Raw genomic sequence first — 674 nt, forward strand, 5'->3', positions numbered from 1 at the left:
TTTTTGGGCGGTGATGAACAGTTGGTTGGTAGCCGCTATGTCGAAATGGGCTTCGATGTCGAGCTGGTCGGCGCCGGCACGTTGGGTAGCGCCCCTGCTTGGGGCCCGCTGTTGCGCTCCTGTGGTTTTGCCGAGGTCATCACGGCAGGCGTGCGTGTGGACTATGTGCCAATTTCGACCGGTTTTGAATCGTCCACCATTTACTGGTACGACGATGGCGTGCTGCATAAAGGCCTGGGCGCTCGCGGTACCGCTTCGCTGAAGTTGAGCGTTGGCGAAAAGCCAGTTATCTCGTGCAAGTTTGTCTGCCTGTACGGCGGCATTGGCGTGGCTGCAGCACCAACGGCAGACCTGGAAGAGTGGCAAGTGCCAGAGATCGTACTGGATGCCAACTCCGGCAAGCTGATGTGGGGCGCTACGCATGCGACCGCTACGCCGCCGGCGCTGGTCGGAGGCGATTCCTACCCGAGTAAGGGGCTGACGATCGATCTGGGTGTCACCTCGCCGTTTCAAGCGCTCCTCGGTGGTGAATCCGTACCGATTACCGAACGCAAGGTAACTGGCGCGGTACAACTGGAATTGACAGCTGCGCAGGAGGTGGCCGCCATGGCTGCAGTCCTGGCCACAGCAAAGACCAGCCTGGGAATGATCCACGGCACCGTGGCCGGTAGCCG

At 60.7% G+C, this 674-nt stretch carries 1 protein-coding gene; it reads left to right on the forward strand.

Annotated elements, in window-relative coordinates:
- On the forward strand, positions 1 to 674 hold a 674-nt coding region (locus AC0V2Y_RS29070; RefSeq protein ID WP_475418498.1), incomplete at both ends, for a hypothetical protein.

Source organism: Janthinobacterium sp. BHSEK, assembly GCF_056174685.1.